The sequence below is a fragment of the Paenibacillus qinlingensis genome (genome assembly GCF_031455095.1).
GTDB lineage: Bacteria > Bacillota > Bacilli > Paenibacillales > NBRC-103111 > Paenibacillus_E > Paenibacillus_E qinlingensis_A.
Genome location: NZ_JAVDSB010000002.1, coordinates 307,769 through 322,688 on the forward strand (window position 1 = coordinate 307,769; position 14,920 = coordinate 322,688).

Consider the following 14,920-nt stretch of genomic DNA (forward strand, 5'->3'; position numbering starts at 1 on the left):
CCTATATTTTAGCACAAACATGAAACGATGTATTTATTGCCCTTGTAAACTTGAGTTATGGACTTTTACTTTTATTTTGTTACCCAAAAGATCTTGCTCGTCTTCCTTAAGGTGTACCTGTTTCCTATTTTTATAACCGACAAACGTTTTGTTTTGCTCATCCCATAGACGGAAACGTAGCGACTTCAAACTGGTGCCGATTGTAATGGTCGTAGCTTTTTGAAGTGGAGGCGTTGCATTATGCGCTTTTTCCAAATTATAATTTGGCACTTTTGGACTCAAATGATGGACATGATGAAACCCAATGTTGCCAGTAATCCATTGCAAAAGCTTCGGCAACTTATAATAGGAGCTTCCATCTACCGCGGCTTTCACATAACTCCACTCATCTTCATTCTCGAAGTAGGAGTCTTCAAACTGATGTTGCACATAAAATAACCAGATTCCCAACAAGCCTGCTACGAACATGATTGGAGCTTGTACCAGAACAAATGACTGCCATCCAATGAGCCAGATCAGTCCACCATATAAAGCAAGGATAGAGACGTTGGTCAAATAAGTACTGATTCTCTCCTTACGTCTTGCGCCTTTCGTATTAAAACGATTCGTAACTAGGAACAAAAAGATAGGACCCAGTCCGAACATAATAAATGGATTTCGGTATAAACGATAAGCAATTCGAACCCATATGGAAGAAGCCGCATATTCATCGACGGTAAGTACCCACATATCACCTACGCCACGTTTCTCGAGATTGCTGCTCGTTGCATGATGGATGGAATGACTATTCTTCCATTGCTGATAGGGAAAGAGTGTAAGGATACCGGTAATTGTACCGATAATTTCGTTTGCTCTACGGCTTTTGAAGAACGATTGATGACAACAATCATGGAAAATGATAAAAGTTCGTATCACGAATCCAGATGCGATGATCGTAATTGGTAATGTGATCCAATAAGAAATAGATAGGCTTATATACGCAGCTAACCAGAGTAGGACTAGAGGTCCTAAGGTGTTTATCAGCTGTTTAATACTAGCCCTCGTATTTGATATTTCATAAGGGGCAACCTGTTTTTTCAAGTTAGTTAGCGTCGATTGTGTCATCGTATAGTTCCTCCTCGATATGGTGCGCAGGACTTGTTAGCGATTATCAGTGGTAGTTTCCTATCTTCATTATAGATATCGCTTTCAATTCGTTGCAGTCATAAACATCATGTAGTCGGTATGACATTTGTCATATAGGACAGAGAGAACGAATACAAATTTGCTTATCATAGAAGTGTGTGCTATGATTGTTGAACAAACGGCTTTGACATAAACTCACATATTGAAAAAGTGATCATTTGTGTATGGTACCTTTTTCAATGTGTGATTTTTTTTGTTTAAAAAAGCATGTTAATAACAATTTGGAGGTAATTATATTATGGAAACAGGAACAGTGAAATGGTTTAACGCAGAGAAAGGTTTTGGATTTATTGAAATGGAAGGCGGAAATGACGTATTCGTTCATTTCTCCGCAATTCAAGGAGATGGCTTCAAATCATTGGACGAAGGACAACGCGTAGAATTCAATGTTGCTCAAGGCAACCGCGGTCCTCAAGCTGAAAATGTTGTAAAACTGTAAATCACAACGAACTGCCCTTAACACGAGTTAAGGGCAGTTTTTTTATTAGAAGGAGGAACAAACTATGTATTTTCGAAGAAAATCGGTTGAGGATCTCATTCAAGAAAACACAAAAGTCTGGGCATGTAATAATGAAGATTGTAAGGGTTGGATTCGGGACAATTTCTCCTTTGAATACGTACCAACTTGCCACCAATGCCTTTCTCCCATGATTAGCAGCTTAAAGATGCTCCCTATCATTTCTAACTCCAATAAGAATATGAAGTCTCTTCATAAAGGTAGATTGATCTCCTAGTCAATTAATGGCATATATGGGCTGTTGTTGATTTCTTTGATCATTGTGAACACGAAACAACATCAAATAGGCGTTCACCCCATAGAGTGAACGCCATAAAACCATTTAGATTCAGTTACACGCGAGTAGAACAAGGAAACTCTTTTAAGAAGAAATGCTGGGTTTCCTATTTACTTGCTGTGGCTTCCCCCACTTTTCAACCCATTTATTCATCTCGTTCAGCGCAGTTTGGAAATCGCATCCCTTTTCTGTTAATGAATATTCCACCGTTACAGGTACTGTCGGAAAGACTTGGCGCAGGACAAGACCATTATGTTCTAAATGGCGAAGTGTATCCGTAAGGGACTGTGTTTTAATAATAGCTACATTCCTTTGCAGCTGATTAAATCGCTGTGGCCCGCGAAGCAATTCGTTCAATACAAGAAACGCCCACTTGGCTCCAAGAGGACCAGCAACTCAAACGTATTTCATTCAACAAGCTCCCCACTCTTCCAGTCTCGTGCTAAGTCTAAATACATCAATCATTCATTTAGGATTAGCGACAGGTGCTGGGGCAGGCGGAGCAATGATAAGTGCCAATTCCACCGTCCTCTATAATCCTTGGATGGCCAGTTTTATTGTCGTGTAGCACTTATATCTGCCTTCATAAGTTTCTCCATAGGGAAAAAACAGCTGAGCCATCTACAAAAACATCAGATTTCGTAAACTATGTATTTGTCGCAAGATATAATAATTTCTCTTCATATATTCTCATTTCCCTCAAAAACAATTCATATTTTTCTCTGAAATTTTGGAAAACAAAATAGAATTGACTAGAGACAAAACTTGTTGCATCATGTTGAGTAAATAGGTTTTCTACTTATCAGGGGGGCACAAATTTTGAACAATCTTTGGTCTACGTCGATGTCCGAATCTTTCATGCTGCAATATCCACTCGTATCTGACATGCCATTTCAAAAGAGTCGATGCTGGAATTACGAAAACGGTTGCATTTTAACGGCTTTTGAACGGATGTATCATGCAACGGGTGAAGAACGCTACTTTACGTACATCAAAGATAACATGGATTTGTTTATTCAAGATGACGGTTCCATTACGACTTACAATTTGAATGAATATAACGTCGATATGATTAACCAGGGGAAAACGTTGTTCCTGCTGCTCGAGAAAACCGGCGAACCCAAGTACCGTAAGGCCATTGAGTTATTGGTGGCGCAATTGAAGGGCCATCCCCGCACCAAAGAAGGCGGTTTGTGGCACAAAAAAATATATCCGTTCCAAATGTGGTTAGATGGTGTGTATATGACGTCTCCTTTTTTGGCTCAATATGCACACGTGTTCAATGAACATGAATGGTTTGATGATATCGCCAATGAAATTCTGTTAATGGAGCGTGTCGTTCGCGATCCGCAAACCGGATTACTGTACCACGGATGGGATGAGAGCCGAGAGGAGCGTTGGGCCAATAAAGTAACTGGCTGTTCCGAACATTTCTGGGGACGTGCTATTGGCTGGTACGTTATGGCGATTGTTGATGTACTTGATTTCTTGCCGCTTGATCATTCGCAGCGCGGGCAAATTATCGGTATTTTCCACCGTTTGGCAAAGGCAATTGTCAAGGTGCAAGACGCTGAGAGTGGTTTGTGGTGGCAAGTCATGGATCGTGCCGGTGAGGAAGGGAACTATTTGGAGGCTTCCAGCACCACGATGTTTACTTATGCACTGGCCAAGGGCGCAAATAAAGGATATCTTGAAAAATGGGCCATTGAAGCGGCTCGTAAAGCTTACGAAGGAAGCCTAATACAATTTGTAGAGCGCGACGCTGACGAATCCTTGCATCTGAACGGCATTTGCAGCGTAGCAGGATTAGGCAATACGCCGTACCGCGATGGATCTTATGCCTATTACATTAGCGAACCGATCCGACGCGACGATCCGAAAGGTTTTGCACCCTTTGTTTTGGCTTGCCTAGAAATTGAAGCCTTTTTGAGAAAAGAATAAGTCAAATGTGTCTGCCTCAGATACGATAAATACAAACAATAAATCCGCTAACCAGATTGGTTGCGGATTTTTGTTGTGTTCTAATTATTCACTTTTGAAGTTAAGTGCGTTTACTATATTCCAATCCCAGAAGAAAGAGCCTTGCGATACTACGAGACGTTCAAACCATAATTCGAAGTTTAGAACAATATCTTCTGCATCGGGAACATACGTTGATCCAACAAACATATAATCCTCTCTTCCTTCTTTTACTCTAGATGAATTAACATAGATAAGAATTGAATGATACTTGGCAATCACATACATATTCTCAGGAACTTCTTTTTTATCGATAAAATCAATAATGTCCTCTAAGCCAAAAATATGCCAAGCACCATTAGCTTTTTCAGAGATATCTTTAAACAAGAGTGCACCATCATTAATCATTAGAAAATCTTTGTAACTCTCCGGCAAATAGTACCCTGTTTCCTTAACAAAATTCATCATGTGTATCTCTGATGTTGGTTTATAAAAGGAAAAGGAACATGGCTGTAAGTGCCCCGATCCGCGATGGACATACATTGTTGGTGATTTTTCGATATGCTCTTTCAATCCCATTAATGTCTTGTAAACTATTTGTTTCATATAGACGTCAGCAGCCTAAGCTAAACCATAATCTTTCGCTAAACCACCAAGACCATCTCTATATCCACTGCCTACAGCTGAGAACTTCCACTCACCCGCATTTCTATATAACTCCCCTACGACAACAGCAGTTTCAATGGAGAAATCTTCACCTAGGTCAAAACGGATGAGTTCTTGGCCATCTGTTTCGTTAACAATACGAACATAAGCATTTGAAACTTGACCGAAGTTTTGATTACGCTCAGCAGCTTCATGAATCGTAATAGCAAAAGCAATTTTCTCGATACTAGCAGGAACCTTGGATAAATCAACTTTAATTTGCTCGTCATCACCATCGCCAGCACCTGTACGATTGTCACCATTATGTACAACAGATCCATTTTCATTTTCCTTGTTGTTATAAAAAACAAAGTTTTTTTCGTTATCCACTTTACCTGCAGCGTTTGTGCAAAATACAGAAGAATCAAGATCGAAAGCGCCACCGCCATCGTATTTATTCGTGTCCCAACCAAGACCGACAAAGATTTTAGCAAGTCCAGGATTTGTTTTTGTAAGATCTACTTTCTGACCTTTAGATAGATTAATTGCCATTGTATAATTACCTCGCTTTGTAATGAATTATTTTTCCCCGCATGATACATACGACCTTATTCTCAAATAGTTCCAAAAAAGAAATAACGTTCAAAGTTAAATTACTGTTAAATGTTTCTAATTGACTTAAAGTGTTTACATATGATTTATAGCGTTAAAATAAAACATAGGAGAGTGGTTAGTATGAGTTTTCTAAAAACAAAACTGATGTTGCTTGTTGCATGTTCGAGTATAATGGTTCCTAGCGTAATTAGCGCTGCAACTGAAACGGTAGATGCGCCAGACTACACTTATATGAATGGCAGTGTTCACACCCTTATCCATGGTATTTATATTCCTGGCCGTTATTTAATTGATGAAGATACAGTAGCCGTTTATATCCCTGGAGGGATAGGTATTATTGCAGTCGATAAGAACACTGTATTACCTGAAGGTTCTATCGTCTTAAACTAGGCTCATCGTTGCTCACTGCAAGGGAGACTCTTTACAAAAACAAAATGTCCGCGATATCAAAACCTCTGACTGAGAGGAATCGATAATGCGGACATTTTGTTTTGTGATATGTTATGTAGCTATACTTAAAAAGTTGTATTGTTGCTCAGTGCATCTGCGAATATGGAAAAGAAAATAATTGCAATAATCGCATAGAAGGCAATTACAATAAGCATCAGCAATAAACTTGCTTTGGCGTAATTAGCTTTATTTTTGTTCGCATTGTCACCAAATGCCCAAACAAATAACATGACGATATTTACGATTGGGATCATCAGAATTAAGCTAGTAATGAGCCAATTCTTCACCGTCATCACATTTTCTCTTTGATCTAGCCCATAGTTTGTTGTTTCCATCGACATTTTAAAAAATCCCCCTTAAGTATCTCTGTGAATAATTTCCATTACTTAATATATCTGAAAATACACAAATGTAAAGGAATATTTTTACAATTTTTAAATATTACACCACAAAACAAAAAAACCGCGCTACACGCGGATCTCTTTCGTTGTTTCGTCTGTACGCATACATGTCGATAGCGATGCGGCGGCACCTGATTAGCAAGTTTCACGAAATCCCTATATGCTCCTTTGCAGGTCTAAAAGAGCATCTGCAAAATGTGAGGTTCCATTTTTCCCTACTAATTCATTTAACTGCAACTCCAATTCACTATCCAACATGCTCACAATCGACGTATTTCTTACTTGATTCTTCACCTTATTCAGAATAGTTCCCTTTTTAATATGGAGGAGTTCTAAAAAATAACGCAATAGTCTATTGTATTTATCCATCTTTTGAAGCTTATACAGATCTTCCACGATATCGTTTAACTCTTTTTCATCCATAGATAGAGAACCTCGCAAAAATGTCGTGATGCAAGCGAGAACAATATCAATATGTGAAATATCATTATATTTATGACAAATATAATCGAAGCTTTTAAGAGCTTCCCCTCTTGCGTAATTTCTTGGATGTGCCTGATGGACATTAATAATATCCAGAAGTTTAAAATGACATCCTGCCTTATATAGCCGAATCCCAAGATCATAGTCTTCAAAACCCCAATTCACGATCTTTTCATCAAATCGTCCGACTTCGACTACTTTACTTCTTGATACGGATGAATTATTGGTGATAAAAAACCGCCAAGGTAGATGATATCCTTTTAAGTCTGAACCAAATTCTTGAATGACTTTTTCTAAAGAATGGATAAAAGGCGTGTCTTTTCTAAAGCTATAGTTCATGAAACTACCATCGATAATTTTTTCTCTTGGTATCAAAGGGCGTACATCAAGTTCTAAATCATCGGATGGGAAATCAAATTGATCTTTCACTTTATTAAATTCAGGGATTCTGAAATCCTCAAAATTTTTATAATAATAGGTGAAAATCTCCTTCCAAGTCTTCCCGCACACGACCGTATTCTCATTTATATGTGCTTCGATATGTTTTCTTACAAAACTTCTCTCAGCGATCATATCACTGTCATGAAAAATGAGGATGTCTCCTGCCGCCTTCGAAATACCCTGATTTCTTCCATGCGCAATTCCTTTATTCTCATCTATTCGAACAACTTCAAGGCGGAAACTCGCTTGAAATTCGGATAGCATTCTCGCCGTATTGTCAGCAGAACCATTATCGATCACGATGACTTCAAATTGGTCATGTGGATAGTCCTGTAGATTTAAGGATAGTAGATTATAATAAAGACGCTCACAGGCGTTGTAGGACGGAATAATAATGGTTCCCTTCACAAAGGTTACACCTCACTTATTTTAGCGTGAACGTGTAAGTCAAGCACTAACCACGTTCTTGCAACACTTTTACCCCTTCGGGGGAGAGTACCCATTCAACTAATTTCTGTTGCTTGGTAAACGCAAGATCTCCTTTATTAATAAAACTCCCAAAAAATAATCCAAGTTTAGCAATCATACTAGGGAGTACGCTTTGCTCTTGTTCAGATAATCCTCCATAACCTTGAATAAAAGGCTTCACCAAAAACTTACCTTTATCTTTTAATAAGAAAAAGTAAAGGGCGTAGGCCACATCGAAGACACATTCCCCTCGCTGAATCGAATCGAAGTCTAATATACAGCACACTTCTCCGCTTGCTTGATAAAGTTGATTACCTGGGTTCCAATCCCCATGTAGAATCGTTGTTGGTAAATTTTCGGGGAAGCTTTCTAGATGCTGGATATGTTTCTGGATCAAATTATTGATGTGATAGATTTGGGCCATATGTTGGGGCGTCCAGTTGTACAGTAACTGCAATTTAGGCGCGTCATCCAAAACATGCCAATTGTAAAAATGATAGATAGACTCTCTTGTTGGAGGATCTTTATGAGTAGTCAAAAGTGTTTGGTGCATGTTTCGCAGCATGCTCCCGCTGAAATAGGCTTGCTTCGGAAGCCATTGAAAATGATGGGCATCTATGAATGGTGTCACTTCTATAAAGTAGTCATTATAGGTAGAGAAATAGCTGCCAAGTTTATTTTTTAAAGGCAATAATGCCGGTAGATTGAATGAACGTAAAATGGAAACAATCTCGTGTGCATAGTGAATACGCTCGGGGTCAAACTTTTCGCGATAGATTCTGATGACAAAAAAGCCTTTTTTCGTTCTGATCTTTATATTCGTATTGACATATCCGCCAAGTTTACCTTCAGCGGAGATGAAGTCTCCAATATCATATTCCCTGCAGATCGATTGGAGATCATGGAATGGATAATCCATATAGAGCCCCCTTCGCTTTTTAAAACCCTCCATTTTACGTCTTTAAAATATATTGATGTAAGGTAGATAAAGCTTCAGAAAAACGAATCATGCCATATTTCTCATTAAGCTCATTTACCATGTCATAACATGCATCCGAATGGATTGGCGTGAGCTCAAGCTCCCTATGGTTCAAGTAGGTATTTTTTGCATGCTGCAGCATTTCCCGAAAAAGTTCCAAATGATCTTGATAGTCCGCTGGTTTCTGCATTTCGTTTATTTCTTCCATTAACTCGTTTAAATGACTCGGGTCGATAATCGGTTGCATAGGGGGGAAAATGGCTGAAATATCAAATAATAAGCTTAATAGCATATCTATACTATGAATGTCGTTATACTTCTCAAACCAATAGTCCGTACTTAATTTAATTTCTTTAGTCGTATAATTTCGCTCATGTTCTTGATGGGCACTAACGATATCGTGTTTGACTGTAAATTCACTTCCGGATTTGTAGAGCCTATAGCCTAAGTCAAAGTCTTCAAATCCCCAATTCGGATTATTTTCATCAAATAACCCCAGTTCCACAACTCTTTTACGTTCAACGGATGCGTTATTGGTTAGGAAATATCTCCATGGAAAATGGTAACCCCTTAAATTCTCCCCATAGGTTTGAACGGTATCTTTTAGATAGGAAAAGAGCAAAAGGTTATCAAAATCGAACGAATAGTTCATAAACGAGCCGTCTTTGATCTGTTTCTCCGTAATGAGTTGATAGATCTGATCGTTTACACGTTGAATCTCAGGATATGTGTTGTTTAACTTTTTGAATAGCTGCTGGTGAAAAGATTTAAAACTTTTATAATAATAGCTGTAAATTCTTCGCCAACATAATCCACAAACCACCTTGTTTGTTATCCGATGTGCCTCGATATGCTTTCTAACATAATCTTGGGATGCGATCATATCACTATCATGAAAAATCAGAATATCTCCAACAGCCTTTAATATACCTTGGTTCCTTCCATGGGCAATTCCCTTATTCTGCTCGATTCGTACGGTTATAAGGGGGAAGTTCGCTTCAAACTTGGACAGCATGTCAGCCGTATCATCTGTCGATCCATTGTCGACCACAACGACTTCAAAATCCTGCAGTGGGTAATCTTGGTACGACAAGGAGACTAGATTTAGATATAACCGATGCTTGGCGTTATAAGACGGGATAATCAGACTTGCTTTCATTTTTCACCTTCTTTACTTCGTGGGGATGGGGCTACCAGTATCGTTTCAAATCTTCTTCCGATGCATATCCGCTGAAAGACGAGTCGATTTGTTCTGTCAAAACAATTGCTTCCCGGAGCTTCTGTTGATAAAACTCAAAGATGAATGGAATATGTTTTTGGTTAAATAGTAACTCGATTTTATTTTTATTTACCATTCTTAAACCACAAAAATGATAAAAAATTAACCTATGTTCATTGACATAAACCGAATCTTCATCTTCAGTGAATTGGAATTTCAAATCATTCCATATCCCGATATTGACGCCGGGGGTTGTGATATCACAACTACTGGGAAATAATTTTGGAACTTGATCTAGATATTTTTGATCACCGAAAAAACCTTCAGTCGGTTTAATTTCGCATCGTTCCATACATTTCTCTTTCCACCACGCCAAACAAGCTAAACCCATTTCATCTTTTTTAAAACTTATATAGCCAGAGTTATAATACCCGGTTACTTTTTGCATATAGCGTGTAAAACTGTCACTCCATGAGGGGTTGTATTTTTCTTCCGGAGACAAGAGGACCGAGCAGTCTGGTTGATTTTCGAAGATGATTGAAGGGTCGTTCCAAAAATATAAATCACAATCCAGATAAGTTAATCTAGTAGCTGAAGGATGTGTCATCATAAGATGCTCTAAAAAAATAGGTTTTAACGTCCAACAGTATTCATGGATCTTTCTTGTTTTCTTGATTGCTAAAACATCGTCCCCCAGTGCTTTATCATGAACTACATGAAGTTCTTTCATGTTTATTTTTCTTAATAACTCATATACCTCGTCGTCAACACAAAGTACAAATAGTTCAAAATCCTCTTTAGACACCTTTTTCATCGAACCAAGCAGGGCTAGGAACTGGTATACCCTCCCCTTAGATAAAATGGAACAATATACATTGTCCATGGAACCACCTCATTTCGACTTTATTTACACATCCATTTATTTGTTTTGATACTCGTCAATCTGCTTCATGCAAATTGCCATCAAATCACCATTAGATTGATAGACTTGTGACCATTCCATAACTTTGACTATGGCGGTTTCGACACACCATTTAGGATGCCAGCCTAATTTGAATTTTGCTTTTGAACAATCCAGCTTTAAATAATGGGCTTCGTGCAGATGATGGCCATTTTCCACTTCATAAGCAGCGCCATTACCCCACTTGGCACACAGATGTTTCACAACCCACTCTACTGTTTTTCCCCCGTCGTCATCTGGTCCAAAGTTCCAACCTTCGCTATACCGTGTGCCATCTTCAACTAATTTTTCCGCCAATAACAGGTACCCACTTAGCGGATCCAGTACATGCTGCCAGGGCCGAATGGCATAAGGACTTCGAATTTTTATTGTCGCACCCTCTGATAAGGTTCTAAGACAATCCGGGATTAAGCGATCAGCTGCCCAATCACCGCCGCCAATGACGTTACCCGCCCTTCCAGTTGCAATTGCCACTCCGTGAGATTCATAATTCTTGATAGGAAAAAATGATTTGCGGTAAGCATCTGTTACTAATTCCGAACAGGCTTTACTATTAGAATAGGGATCATATCCGCCAAGCGCATCATTTTCACGGTAACCCCATAGCCACTCCTTATTCTCATAGCATTTGTCCGTCGTTACATTGATTACTGCTTTAATAGAAATGCCTTGATGGACGGCATTGCGGACGGCTTCTAGTAGGTTAACGGTTCCCATGATATTAATTTCAAAGGTTTCAACAGGGTTTAAGTACGAGGCTCTAACTAGCGGCTGTGCGGCCATATGAATAATAATGTCAGGCTTTTCTTCTAAAATGGTCGCTTGTAACGAGTTGAGATCCCGAATATCGGCATATCGGGTAGGGACAAGTCGTTCAATCTGGCCTAATTCAAATAAACTGGGAGAAGTAGGAGGTCTTAAACTGTATCCAGTTACAGTGGCACCTAGGGATGAAAGCAACAAACATAACCAGGAACCTTTAAACCCTGTATGACCAGTAACAAGCACCTTTTTTCCTTTCCAAAACTCTTTATTCATCAATGAGCACCTTCTTTATTCCTCCACATGTCATATTCACTCGGATAAGTCCCCTAAGTTAGTGAAGTATTTTTTATACCAGTCGATCGTTCTTACTAAACCTGTATCCCAATCAAAGATGGGTTGCCAGCCTAATAGTTCTCTTGCTTTTTGGGCAGATAAATATTGCCTCTGTGTTTCATTGGAAGCTACATTCAGAACGATTGGCTGCAAATCGCTATCCATGCCATTCAGTATTGAGGTGACGACATGCGAGACACTGAACGGATTTTCATTACTAAAGTTAAATGCTTCTCCAGTAATCCCTGATTCCTCCATCTTTTCTGCTAATCGCATCATGGCATGTACAGCATCCTCGACATATAAGTAGTCACGAACCAACGTGCCGTCGCTCCTAATAACGGGCGATACATGATGAATGACAGAGCTTATGGTATGAGGAATAATGCGATTGAAGTTTAAATCCCCGCCCCCAAAGACATTTCCAAATCGGGCAATACAAACAGGTAATTGGTACGTGTAAAAATAGGCTTGAGTGATTAAATCCCCACAGCTTTTTGAAACGTCATAAGGATGTCTTCCTTGAAGGGGGAAGCTTTCATCCAATGGAAGACTTGCGTGCTCACCATAGGATTTTTCACTGGATGCAATAATGATTCTTTTAACTGGATGCTGCCTGCAAGACTCCAACACATTCCAAGTGCCTTGTATATTGGTCTCAAACGTTTGAATGGGATTCCGGTTGGCTGTCCCTGCGATGGATTGTGCTGCTACATGAAAAACGGTGTCGATACGATTGTTTTCCAGAGCTTCCTGGATTATCGAGAGATCCTTTAATGATCCGTGAACAAGGTTGATTTTAGAAAAAAGCTCCTCTTGAAACGTAGACGTAACAGAGTCCTGCACATTCCCCCGTACAAGCCCTGTAATATGGGCACCTGACTTTATCAATTCTTTTATTAAATGTCTGCCCAGAAAGCCTGTACATCCTGTAATAAACACATTTCGATCCTTCCAAAATGGTTTCATATGACTCATCATCATTCATTATCACTTACTTTGCCCAGAGATTCTTTCCTTGTTTCCACATCTCATTCAGCTCTAGCACGTTTTTATAGGTATCTGCTGCCATCCAGAATCCCTCATGCAGATACACGGCCAATTCACGATCTAGTGCCAAATTTTTCAAGGACTCTTCTTCAAATACGCAAAGGGGGCTATCTGACACGTAATCGAAAACTTTAGGTTCTAATACAAAAAAACCACCGTTAATGATCCCTTCGCTCTGTGTTTTTTCATGAAAGGATTCCGCTAACCCGTTTTTAACCGTTAACGTACCGAATTGGCTAATTCTATTAACTCCTGTTACGGTTGCAATAGCCCCCGTATTTTTATGAAAATTTAGTAGATTCAATAGATTGATATCTGCTAATCCGTCCGCATAGGTTAGCATAAATGTTTCGGTTCCTAGATGTTTCTCTGCTATCTTGATTCTTCCGCCCGTCATCGTCTCTAATCCGGTATCAAGAAATGTAATTTTCCAATTTTCTGGCTCTTGCAGCAACTGAATGCTGCCACTAGATGTATCTAACGTAAAACTATGATTCTTCCAGTTATAGTTCATAAAGTATTCTTTGATCATTTCTCCCTTATAGCCTAGCAGGAGAATAAATTCATCGAAACCATATTGGTTGTAACGTTTCATGATATGCCACAGCAAGGGTTTATCTCCTACTTTGGCCAAAGGTTTGGGGACTTCATTTGTCAGCTCGCTCATCCTCGTTCCCTTTCCGCCGCAGAGGATCACTACTTTCATCCGCTTCCCCCCATTTACATTTTGATTTTTCCATCTTATTCGGTCAGTTCCTCCTTGATAACGGCTTATACCTATAACCCAAAAAAAGAAAACCGGGCTATCCGGTTTCCTTTTCACATCGTTGCTATCATCTTCAATTGAAGAACGATCATCTATTCATGATATCCTTATATAATTGCTCACTTTCCTCATACTGATCTTGATAGACACCAAGGTAATCAAATATTTCAAAAGAGAAATCAACAAATGCGCGACCAGCGGCAGTAATGACATGACCGTCTCTAACCACACGTTTATCTACATAGGTATCACGTGGAAATGGGTCTATGACATGTAATTGCTTGATTCTATCAACTGAGCATGAAGTCGTAAAATGTCTTGCAAGTAGAATACCAGCTCTACCTAAATATTGAGGGCCATTACATATGGCTGCTAGCATCTTTTTCTCGCGATCCAGTTTTATGATGAGTTCGGTCAACTCCTTCTGTTGATCCCGAATCGGTCCGCCGGGGATAATAAGTCCCTCTATATCCTCCAGTTCCAAGGCCTCAGATACGGTCACATTCGGTTTATAAAACAGACCAGATTCACTAATGACAGACGCCAGATTGTATCCCATGGATACGACTTCTTTGTTGCCAACATTTTTAATCTTATGGCATGCTAAGGTAATCTCAAAATCAGCAAAATCTTCTGATATAAAACAAATGATCTTCCCCATTTATTACACCTCAATCGTAATAGATTAACTCATTATCGGACTACTCATTTCTTACTTCCTTAAGCTGATAATACAGACCACTCGCATCTGACCATTCCGCAAAAAGCACGCGCTCATGATGTGTAATTCCGCTTAGCTGCAACAACTGCTCCACCCAAGTCCTGTCTCGCCCGAGGCGTTTCAACGTATCTTCATTAATACTGCCGTTTTCAATGATGTAAGCGGGAAGGCTGACGCTGCCCTGTTGGTCTTTTGCATTGCCGCTGAACATTTCCGGATCCTTCTGGCGCAGCACGCTGATGCTGCCGTTCGTCTCGAACAAGGCATAGGCCACTTCGCGCAGCGAGAAAACATTATTTTCCCTAAGCAGCATGCCCAATTGGGCGAAATCGAGATTGTTGCGCTTCATCGCCTTGAAATCAACGACGCCGTTCCGGATAATCAGATCAGGCGTTCCCGCAGCATAGCGGGACAGTCTGGGGAATCGGGCAATAAACTTTTCCAATCCCAGCGCTAAAATCGTCCAAATAATCAGAGCAAAAAGCAGATGGCTAAGATGAATTTCATTATCATAAATCGTATTGCCGACCAGTTCGCTGAGCATTAAAGAGGAAACGAAATCAAAAGCGGTCAATTGGGATATCTCTTTTTTCCCCAGCAGTCTGGTCATAATCAAAAGACCTATTAAAGCGACTGTAAGCTTGACACCGATACTTACGTAGAGATTACTATCCACCTTCATCTT

The 14,920-nt window shown here is 39.6% G+C and carries 19 protein-coding genes; 5 read left to right on the plus strand and 14 right to left on the minus strand.

The genetic code is table 11. The annotated features are described in order from the left end of the window. Positions 1 to 33 precede the first annotated feature (33 nt). A complete protein-coding gene (desA, locus tag J2736_RS09270; protein ID WP_310225741.1) occupies positions 34 to 1,104 on the minus strand; it encodes a Delta(5) desaturase DesA in 1,071 nt (356 codons plus the stop codon). Between the two features lie 319 nt (positions 1,105 to 1,423). On the opposite strand from desA, the gene J2736_RS09275 reads away from it, so the two are divergent. Then, positions 1,424 to 1,624 carry a cold-shock protein gene (locus tag J2736_RS09275; protein ID WP_056625586.1) on the plus strand — a complete coding sequence of 67 codons (201 nt, stop codon included), beginning with the start codon at positions 1,424 to 1,426 and terminating at the stop codon, positions 1,622 to 1,624. 64 nt (positions 1,625 to 1,688) lie between these two features. After that, positions 1,689 to 1,919, plus strand: coding sequence for a cold-shock protein (locus J2736_RS09280; RefSeq protein ID WP_310225745.1), 231 nt, complete (start codon positions 1,689 to 1,691; stop codon positions 1,917 to 1,919). Positions 1,920 to 2,063: 144 nt separating this feature from the next. Here J2736_RS09280 and J2736_RS09285 read toward each other — a convergent pair whose 3' ends face one another. After that, complete coding sequence (locus J2736_RS09285; RefSeq protein WP_310225747.1) at positions 2,064 to 2,336, minus strand: winged helix-turn-helix transcriptional regulator; 273 nt, start codon at positions 2,334 to 2,336, stop codon at positions 2,064 to 2,066. A 16-nt stretch (positions 2,337 to 2,352) separates the two neighbouring features. On the opposite strand from J2736_RS09285, the gene J2736_RS09290 reads away from it, so the two are divergent. Then, positions 2,353 to 2,547 carry a hypothetical protein gene (locus J2736_RS09290; protein ID WP_310225749.1) on the plus strand — a complete coding sequence of 65 codons (195 nt, stop codon included), beginning with the start codon at positions 2,353 to 2,355 and terminating at the stop codon, positions 2,545 to 2,547. 275 nt (positions 2,548 to 2,822) lie between these two features. Beyond that, the gene (locus J2736_RS09295; protein WP_397340444.1) at positions 2,823 to 3,920 is read left to right on the plus strand and encodes a glycoside hydrolase family 105 protein; all 1,098 of its coding nucleotides are present in this window, start codon (positions 2,823 to 2,825) and stop codon (positions 3,918 to 3,920) included. Positions 3,921 to 4,004: 84 nt separating this feature from the next. On the opposite strand, the gene J2736_RS09300 is transcribed toward J2736_RS09295, so the two are convergent. Then, complete coding sequence (locus J2736_RS09300) at positions 4,005 to 4,544, minus strand: SMI1/KNR4 family protein (protein WP_310225752.1); 540 nt, start codon at positions 4,542 to 4,544, stop codon at positions 4,005 to 4,007. Positions 4,545 to 4,559: 15 nt separating this feature from the next. Then, positions 4,560 to 5,135: a TerD family protein gene (locus J2736_RS09305; RefSeq protein ID WP_310225753.1), complete on the minus strand. Its 576-nt coding sequence runs from the start codon at positions 5,133 to 5,135 to the stop codon at positions 4,560 to 4,562. Positions 5,136 to 5,318: 183 nt separating this feature from the next. Between J2736_RS09305 and J2736_RS09310 the strand changes: the two genes are divergently transcribed. After that, positions 5,319 to 5,588, plus strand: a complete 270-nt coding sequence (locus J2736_RS09310; protein WP_310225754.1) for a hypothetical protein — start codon at positions 5,319 to 5,321, stop codon at positions 5,586 to 5,588. A gap of 125 nt (positions 5,589 to 5,713) precedes the next feature. On the opposite strand, the gene J2736_RS09315 is transcribed toward J2736_RS09310, so the two are convergent. The 10 genes from J2736_RS09315 to J2736_RS09360 form a co-directional block, all read right to left on the minus strand. Continuing rightward, positions 5,714 to 5,989 (minus strand): hypothetical protein, encoded by a 276-nt coding sequence (locus J2736_RS09315; RefSeq protein ID WP_310225755.1) that lies wholly within the window; start codon positions 5,987 to 5,989, stop codon positions 5,714 to 5,716. Positions 5,990 to 6,205: 216 nt separating this feature from the next. Continuing rightward, the gene (locus J2736_RS09320) at positions 6,206 to 7,381 is read right to left on the minus strand and encodes a glycosyltransferase family 2 protein (protein ID WP_310225756.1); all 1,176 of its coding nucleotides are present in this window, start codon (positions 7,379 to 7,381) and stop codon (positions 6,206 to 6,208) included. A 46-nt stretch (positions 7,382 to 7,427) separates the two neighbouring features. Then, the gene (locus tag J2736_RS09325) at positions 7,428 to 8,360 is read right to left on the minus strand and encodes a phosphotransferase (RefSeq protein WP_310225757.1); all 933 of its coding nucleotides are present in this window, start codon (positions 8,358 to 8,360) and stop codon (positions 7,428 to 7,430) included. 34 nt (positions 8,361 to 8,394) lie between these two features. Then, the gene (locus J2736_RS09330) at positions 8,395 to 9,579 is read right to left on the minus strand and encodes a glycosyltransferase family A protein (protein ID WP_310225758.1); all 1,185 of its coding nucleotides are present in this window, start codon (positions 9,577 to 9,579) and stop codon (positions 8,395 to 8,397) included. Positions 9,580 to 9,610: 31 nt separating this feature from the next. After that, entirely contained in the window at positions 9,611 to 10,522 is a 912-nt protein-coding gene (locus J2736_RS09335; protein ID WP_310225759.1) for a glycosyltransferase, read from the minus strand. 36 nt (positions 10,523 to 10,558) lie between these two features. Continuing rightward, positions 10,559 to 11,638, minus strand: coding sequence for a CDP-glucose 4,6-dehydratase (rfbG, locus tag J2736_RS09340; protein ID WP_310225760.1), 1,080 nt, complete (start codon positions 11,636 to 11,638; stop codon positions 10,559 to 10,561). Between the two features lie 36 nt (positions 11,639 to 11,674). Next, positions 11,675 to 12,667 carry a GDP-mannose 4,6-dehydratase gene (locus J2736_RS09345; protein WP_310225761.1) on the minus strand — a complete coding sequence of 331 codons (993 nt, stop codon included), beginning with the start codon at positions 12,665 to 12,667 and terminating at the stop codon, positions 11,675 to 11,677. A 25-nt stretch (positions 12,668 to 12,692) separates the two neighbouring features. Next, the gene (locus tag J2736_RS09350) at positions 12,693 to 13,454 is read right to left on the minus strand and encodes a sugar phosphate nucleotidyltransferase (protein WP_310225762.1); all 762 of its coding nucleotides are present in this window, start codon (positions 13,452 to 13,454) and stop codon (positions 12,693 to 12,695) included. A 148-nt stretch (positions 13,455 to 13,602) separates the two neighbouring features. Beyond that, positions 13,603 to 14,175, minus strand: coding sequence for a DJ-1/PfpI family protein (locus J2736_RS09355; RefSeq protein ID WP_310225763.1), 573 nt, complete (start codon positions 14,173 to 14,175; stop codon positions 13,603 to 13,605). A gap of 40 nt (positions 14,176 to 14,215) precedes the next feature. Further along, entirely contained in the window at positions 14,216 to 14,911 is a 696-nt protein-coding gene (locus J2736_RS09360; protein WP_310225764.1) for a DUF421 domain-containing protein, read from the minus strand. Positions 14,912 to 14,920: the final 9 nt, after the last annotated feature.

Bases quoted from the DNA above. Each gene is read 5' to 3' on its own strand.
- desA (WP_310225741.1), bottom strand. From the start codon at position 1,104: ATGACACAATCGACGCTAACTAACTTGAAAAAACAGGTTGCCCCTTAT.
- J2736_RS09275 (WP_056625586.1), top strand. From the start codon at position 1,424: ATGGAAACAGGAACAGTGAAATGGTTTAACGCAGAGAAAGGTTTTGGA.
- J2736_RS09280 (WP_310225745.1), top strand. From the start codon at position 1,689: ATGTATTTTCGAAGAAAATCGGTTGAGGATCTCATTCAAGAAAACACA.
- J2736_RS09295 (WP_397340444.1), top strand. From the start codon at position 2,823: ATGTCCGAATCTTTCATGCTGCAATATCCACTCGTATCTGACATGCCA.
- J2736_RS09300 (WP_310225752.1), bottom strand. From the start codon at position 4,544: ATGAAACAAATAGTTTACAAGACATTAATGGGATTGAAAGAGCATATC.
- J2736_RS09305 (WP_310225753.1), bottom strand. From the start codon at position 5,135: ATGGCAATTAATCTATCTAAAGGTCAGAAAGTAGATCTTACAAAAACA.
- J2736_RS09310 (WP_310225754.1), top strand. From the start codon at position 5,319: ATGAGTTTTCTAAAAACAAAACTGATGTTGCTTGTTGCATGTTCGAGT.
- J2736_RS09315 (WP_310225755.1), bottom strand. From the start codon at position 5,989: ATGTCGATGGAAACAACAAACTATGGGCTAGATCAAAGAGAAAATGTG.
- J2736_RS09325 (WP_310225757.1), bottom strand. From the start codon at position 8,360: ATGGATTATCCATTCCATGATCTCCAATCGATCTGCAGGGAATATGAT.
- J2736_RS09330 (WP_310225758.1), bottom strand. From the start codon at position 9,579: ATGAAAGCAAGTCTGATTATCCCGTCTTATAACGCCAAGCATCGGTTA.
- J2736_RS09335 (WP_310225759.1), bottom strand. From the start codon at position 10,522: ATGGACAATGTATATTGTTCCATTTTATCTAAGGGGAGGGTATACCAG.
- rfbG (WP_310225760.1), bottom strand. From the start codon at position 11,638: ATGAATAAAGAGTTTTGGAAAGGAAAAAAGGTGCTTGTTACTGGTCAT.
- J2736_RS09345 (WP_310225761.1), bottom strand. From the start codon at position 12,667: ATGAAACCATTTTGGAAGGATCGAAATGTGTTTATTACAGGATGTACA.
- J2736_RS09350 (WP_310225762.1), bottom strand. From the start codon at position 13,454: ATGAAAGTAGTGATCCTCTGCGGCGGAAAGGGAACGAGGATGAGCGAG.
- J2736_RS09355 (WP_310225763.1), bottom strand. From the start codon at position 14,175: ATGGGGAAGATCATTTGTTTTATATCAGAAGATTTTGCTGATTTTGAG.